The following is a 6,212-nucleotide window of genomic DNA, read 5'->3' on the forward strand; positions in this document are numbered from 1 at the left end:
ACGACAACGACGCCCGGTCCGGGAGAACGTCCGGTCGCTGTAGCTGTAGGGTACGCGATGCGTACCCTACGACATGTGAGTTAATGCATCAGTTCCGATCGCACCCGACCAGTGACTCCGCCCGGCACGGGATTGAAAACCCCGCTAGACTGACTAACGGTTCCCAGTCGGTTCCCGGAGGACCAAGCCATGTACACCAACGCCCAGTACCAGACGCGCGACGACCGGCCGGTCGATGACCAGATCGTCAACCTCCACGACCTCAGTTGGGAGGACTACGAGCGCCTGCTGACCATGCGCGGCGACTGCTCCGCCCCGCGTATCAGTTATCTGGATGGAGAGGTCGAGATCATGAGCCCATCGCGGACCCACGAGGCCATCAAGTCCCTGCTCGGATGCCTGGTGGAGACCTATTGCCTGGAACGTGACATCACCTTCAACACCTACGGTTCCTGGACCCTCAAGGCCCAGGACCGCTCGCGGGCCGCCGAGCCGGACGAGTGCTGGACCTTCGGCGACGGACCAGCCGAGCGGCCGCACCTGGCCATTGAGGTGGTCTGGACCTCCGGGCGGATCGACAAGCTCGACATCTATCGCAAGCTCGGCGTCGCCGAGGTCTGGTACTGGCGCAAGGGCCGGGTCCAGCCCTATTGCCTGCGCGGCGAACGCTTCGTGCCGGTCACCGCCAGCGAGGTCCTGCCGGGTCTGGACCTGGACCTGCTCAGCGGCTTCCTCGACCGGCCCTCGACCTCGGAGGCCATCCGCGGCTATCGGCAGGCGCTCGCCCTCGGACCGTCCCCATCGACGTCAGGGAAAACCCCTTGAGGTTCTGCGCAAACCGCTCCAATGCCTGGATGCCGGTGGCCTCCGCCTGACGGCACCAGTCCTGCAGGTTGCCGAGCAGGACCTCCTTGGTATAGCGCGCGAAGACGTGCAGATGGCTCGTCACCACGGCGCTGAGGGTGTCCATGTCGACCAGGGCCTTGCCCCTGATGATGGTCAGGCGGGGCGCGACGCGCTTGATGCGGGCGAGCCCGAGCGCACTTAAGGCTCGGATATAGAGCCAACTCAGGTCGAATTCCCACCACTGGGAGGACAGCCGTGCGGAACTCGGGAAGGCGTGGTGGTTGTTGTGCAACTCCTCACCGGAAGACATGAGCAACCGCCGGGTGCAGGTCCAGGGCGCGGTGGGCCTGGGCACGGTGCAGAAAGATGGTCACCGCGGCGATGGTCAGATGGGTCATGGCGAGCGTAATCACTACCGCCTGCCAGAACGAGACGTCGAGGATGCCGTGCAGGGTCATGGGATTTCCAGTGGGGAAAGGGGGATGGGTGGGGGCACGCAACGGTCGGGCCAGGGCGGCCCCGGGGTCCGGACTCTTGAGACAACGGCGCGGCGGTGACTGCTCAGGCGATCCGACCAACGGTTGTGATAGGGATATAGGCCAGCCGACAGGCGCCGTCCGGTGCACCGGGCCAATTGGCCCTCAGGCAAACACCTCATCGAGATGGATCAGGGTGCCATACCAGGTTTCCAGCGTATCCCCCCGCCCCCGCGTCTCCCGGTGCCGATAGCCCTGGGGTCCAGGCCCCGAATAGACCTCGACCGCCCCTTCTTCAGCGAGCACCAGCCAATAGACCGACACGCCGGCCATGGCATAGATCCCGGCCTTAGCCCGATCGACCCCGACGCTGGTCACGGCGACCTCCACCACCAACTCCGCGGTCGTGGGGTGACGGGTACGAAAGCGCTCGATGTCCCCGAACACGATGGCGATATCGGGCTCCGGTTCCGAGGCCGCCAGCGTCAACGGGTCCTCCTTGCGCAACTGATAGCCCGCCGGTAGCTCCGCAGCAAGCCGGTCGTAGAGGCGATGGGCAAGGAAGGTGTGCAGCGGCGATTTCGTCATCTTCTCGACGATCACCCCATTCAACAGTTCAGTCTTGACCGCCACCAGCCCCAGGTCCCGGAGCGCGTGATACCCACTGACCGACAGCGGGGCGACCTGCCGTCGCACGGCCGGACGTTCGAGTAGCTCAATCATGGAAACCTCCGACCGGTGGACTTCAGCACAGCAAAATCAGATGGTACCCCGTCGCGCACTTCGCAAGCCTCCGCGATGCTGCTGGTATACTGTCCCCGGAATTCCGTATTGCCTTATGCGGGCGCCCCCGGCTCCAGGTCCATCTGCCCGGCGGCCACCCAGCGCCGCATCAGCTCCACGGTGAAGCCCCAGCGCCCGCCCCGGTGGGCCAGCACGTCGTGGTCCACCAGTGCCCGCAGCGCCGCGGCCAGGTCCGCCTCGCCCAGACCCGATGCCTGCGCCAACCCGGCCGCGTCCAGCCCGTCGGCAGAGGGCGCCAGGGCACGCAGCACCCCCTGCTGGCCGGGCGCCCCCACCCCCGCCTGCCCCCAGATCCCCAGGAAATAGGCCGCCCCCTGGGTGAACAGATCCCCGGTCTCGGTCAGGGCCGCCACGTCCGCGGCGGTGAAACGCGACGCCGGGGGCCGGATCTCCTCGCGCAACCGCCGGTTGAACCCCTGTACCAGGCCATCCCCCAGCAGTTGCACCAGGAAGGGCTGGCCCCCGGTCAGGCGGTGGACGGCCGCCACGGCCTCCGGGTCATAGGCGAGCGGGAAGGCATCGTCCTGCACCTCCAGACAATCCGCCAGCCCGCCGACATCCAGGAAGCCGATCCGCACCGGGCGCCAGGCGAAGATCGCCTGATAGAAGCTCGCGCTGCGCTCCTTGAGGCTATGCAACCCCACGAGCGCGATCACCAGCCAGGGATATTGCTGGGTCAGGCCGCGCAGCAGTTCCACGAAGCGGGTCCCCGCCTCCGGGGGCAGGCGCTCGTCCAGCAGTTCGTATTCGTCCAGGACCAGGATGAAGCGGCGCTGCGGCGGCGCGGCGTTCAGCCCGGCCAGGAAGGTGCGCAGGGCGGCGAGCGGGTTGGACGCGAAGGCGTCTGGTTGGGGCTCGGGCCGGTCGGAACCGGCAGCGCGCCAGAGCTCGAAAGCAATCGCCTGGCACAGGTCCGGGAGCGGCTCCGACCAATCGACCGTCTGCAGGTTTAGGAAGGCGAGCCCGGTGTCCTCACCCATGGGACAGAAGTCCAGAAGGTTTTTCATGACGCTGGTCTTGCCCATGCGCCGGTGACCATAGACAACGAGCGAGTCCCGCTGACCCGTTTTGACCCAGGCCGAACGGATCTGTTCGTAGACCGATTCCCGACCCACCAGCCGGTCCGCCGGGACCGGGGCACCGACGATGTAGGGGCTGGCGATCGGCTCGCGGGCTTCCAGGGTGCCAACGTCGGTGGCGACGCCGAGGGCCAGGTCCAGCCATTGATTGACGATCTTTTCGACGACGGCGCGCTCCGGTTGGGGGCAGGCGTCCAGGTTCCCTTGCAGATACTTCAGGGCACCGATGGCGCGGTTTAGGGCACCGTTGCGCTCGCGGGGTGAGCGGGAGTGCAGGACCAGATGTGCGTCCTGAGCCACTTGGCCCAGGCGGCCAAGCGTTCGGGCCATCGCGGGCCTCAATGGCTCAGGACCCGGCAAGGCGGGGGGTAACCACCCGCCCACTCCATCGAAGGTTTGAAAGCCGACTGCCGCGGTCAAGGCCACGGCATTGGCGTGCAACTCCTCACCAAAAGGTAGTTCGCGAACCCGCGCGAATGCCTTTCCGGCCAAGTCCGTCTCACACTGGTGCAGATACCAGAATCCAGCACACGCCGCACGCGCCGGCGTATCGATCCGAATCCTAAGCTCGACCAAGGGTCGGCTATGCGATTTATCGTGCCCAGAGGGGCCCCCGGGCTGGTCATTAGTGAAGTCCGACCAAGTCGTATTCGGGGTACAGATCATCCCGGCGCCTAGGCCTGCCGATTGCAGACGTACGGCGTTCCAGTCTCCGGGATCCAGATCGCACCAATGCGCAACTCGCGATAATAGGTGCGCACCATCGGTGGACTCCAAGACCCAACCAATTGCGCGCGTGACGGCGATGAACTGAAACGTGTAGCGCAACAAAGCCCGGCAATCTTTGAGTCCGCCTTCCCAATCCTCCTCGAGCTTGCGCGACAAACGGACAGCCAGACCGGGGACCGGCAGGGGCGAGGCGCTCTGGATCATCAATGCCAGCCGCTTAGAGGGCTCAAGCGATGCTAGCAAAAGCCCCAATAGCGCGAGATCCACACGGCAGAGTCCGGCGGTAAAGGCGACACCAGAAATAACACCTATCGTAATACAAATCAAGGTAGTACTGGAGGACATATGGAGCGCAAGAAATGCGAATGCAACGAATACAAGGATTGACGTCATTGCGGTGAAGGCTAGGCCAAGCCAGACCCCACTGCGGGCGCCTCTCTCTATGGCGTAAGCAATACCGAAACACGCAAACACTGCGACAGCCGACAAATCGCTGAAAGCGTTTTCAGACAAAAAAAGAGCGACATTAGCCGCAAGGACAACAGCGACACCGCAGGCAACGGCACTCGCAACGTCCCACGCAGGGTCTTGCACCCGCTCGACAACTGTAACTACACTGGTCAATATTACAACAGCAGAAAGAAGAGATGCTAGAAGACGAGAGACTAGCAGATCGTCGCTTATTAGGCTGGGAGGATTCAGCCAAAGCGCTATAAATAAGGCACCTAACAGGATCATCGCCTGGAAGATCAAACGGCGGTAAACGCCGTCACGCCATACGGCATTGAGCCTCTGCGCGTCTGCCGCCAAGCCCCCAAAACGCTCCAGATAGCACCGAATCGCCTGCGGAAAAAAGAACACCCAATACAGCAGCACCAGATAATCGAGCGGATTCCAGAGCGAGAGGGGGCGTTTGCGGCGCGGTGCATAGGGCAATTCCTCGGTCATGGCGCAGAGCCCGCTTGCCCTTGGCACAGCCGATCGAACCGCTCCGCGCACCGACCCAGCAGGTCCCGCGGCTGGCGGGGCTCGCTGCACAGGTCCGCGTAGTCGGTGCCCCTGTGCCCGATGCCGGCCAGGCGCAGTTCCACCAGCCGCCTACAGTCCCCGGTTTCGAGCGGGGCCAGTTCCACCGGGAGCGGGTCGAGCCCCATCAGGGGCGAGTCCCGCAAGGGGTCGTCCCGGCGGAAAAGCACGTCGAGGCGCTCGTTGCTGACCATCAGGAGCTTGGTCCGGAATTGGTCGTCCAGTCCCCGCAGCCAGCGGCGCTGCTTGAGCCCCTCGGCGCCGGGGTCCATCCCGCCCAGGTCGTCCAAGACCAGGAGCCGCAGGGACCGGGCGGCAACCAGCCCGCGCCAGTCCGCCGGGCGCTCGCCGCCCAGTTCGGCGACGATGGCCGACTGGAGCCCACGCAGGCCGGAGACGGTGCGGAAGTTGATCCACACCACCTGGTCCGCGCGGATTTCGAGTTCCCCAGGCAGCCGCGGCCGGATGGCCTGGAGCAGGGCCGTCTTGCCGCTCCCCGGCGGTCCGACCAGGGAGCAGTGGTTACCGGCACGGAGCTTCTCGAAGATGCGGCGGACCTCCTGGTCCCGGCCGATGGGCTGCGGGCTGTCGCCGAGGAACGGGTTCAGAGGAGCCGGGCCGTCCCGGCCCGGCGCTTCCAGTCCGGGCCTCGCGCCGGTAATACCCCACACCAGCCGCTCAAGCCCGCTCGGATCGTCCAGACCCGGCCGCAGGTCCACCCAGGTTCGATTGCTGAGGAAAACAGAGAGCTTGGGGGAGTCATTCACACCCGGCAGGAGCACGGCGAAGACCGGCAGTTGCCCGCGGGCGGCAAGATTCAGCGCGGCCTGGGTCTCCTCCTCCTGCCAGGGGCCCGCACCGTGCGGGCCGACCAGCACCGCGACGCTGCGGCTGGCCTGGATGCCCTGCTCCAGCCCGTCCTGCCAGCGGGTGCCCGGGGGCAACTGCTGGAAATCGAGCCAGGCCCGGATGCCCAGGTCGGCCAGCGTCGCCGCCAGGGCGATCACTGCCGGCTGGTCCTCGCTGTTGTGGCTCAGGAAGCAATCGAAGTCGTCGGCGGCCATGGTTCTATCCCCCTATCTTGCGCCGGATTATGCCATGGGAGCGGGGGCTCGGTCCGCACAGCGGACCCTTGTATGCTCTGTTCCAGGGATTGACAGGGATGGTGGATACACGGATGTTGCGGAGCGTGCCCGGGAAGCCGTCGGACCCTGAAGCCTCGAGCTTGTACGTAGATTGGCTCCCCGCCCTC

The 6,212-nt window shown here is 65.4% G+C and carries 4 protein-coding genes and 1 pseudogene; 1 reads left to right on the plus strand and 4 read right to left on the minus strand.

Features of this window, described 5'->3' with window-relative positions:
* The first annotated feature begins 189 nt into the window (after positions 1-189).
* Positions 190-825 (plus strand): Uma2 family endonuclease, encoded by a 636-nt coding sequence (locus tag QZY48_RS12475; RefSeq protein ID WP_295431182.1) that lies wholly within the window; start codon positions 190-192, stop codon positions 823-825.
* On the opposite strand, the pseudogene QZY48_RS12480 reads toward QZY48_RS12475, so the two are convergent.
* The 4 genes and pseudogenes from QZY48_RS12480 to QZY48_RS12495 all read right to left on the minus strand — a co-directional run.
* A pseudogene (locus QZY48_RS12480) lies at positions 809-1,304 on the minus strand (hypothetical protein); the annotation flags it as partial. The gene QZY48_RS12475 and the pseudogene QZY48_RS12480 overlap by 17 nt on opposite strands.
* A gap of 183 nt (positions 1,305-1,487) precedes the next feature.
* The gene (locus tag QZY48_RS12485; protein ID WP_295431183.1) at positions 1,488-2,045 is read right to left on the minus strand and encodes a Uma2 family endonuclease; all 558 of its coding nucleotides are present in this window, start codon (positions 2,043-2,045) and stop codon (positions 1,488-1,490) included.
* Between the two features lie 113 nt (positions 2,046-2,158).
* Positions 2,159-3,535, minus strand: coding sequence for an ATP-binding protein (locus QZY48_RS12490; RefSeq protein WP_295431184.1), 1,377 nt, complete (start codon positions 3,533-3,535; stop codon positions 2,159-2,161).
* A gap of 1,343 nt (positions 3,536-4,878) precedes the next feature.
* On the minus strand, positions 4,879-6,024 hold the full coding sequence (locus QZY48_RS12495; protein WP_295431185.1) for a TIR domain-containing protein: 1,146 nt from the start codon (positions 6,022-6,024) through the stop codon (positions 4,879-4,881).
* Between the last annotated feature and the right edge of the window lie 188 nt (positions 6,025-6,212).

Origin of the sequence: uncultured Thiodictyon sp. (assembly GCF_903828115.1) — a bacterium.
GTDB lineage: Bacteria > Pseudomonadota > Gammaproteobacteria > Chromatiales > Chromatiaceae > Thiodictyon.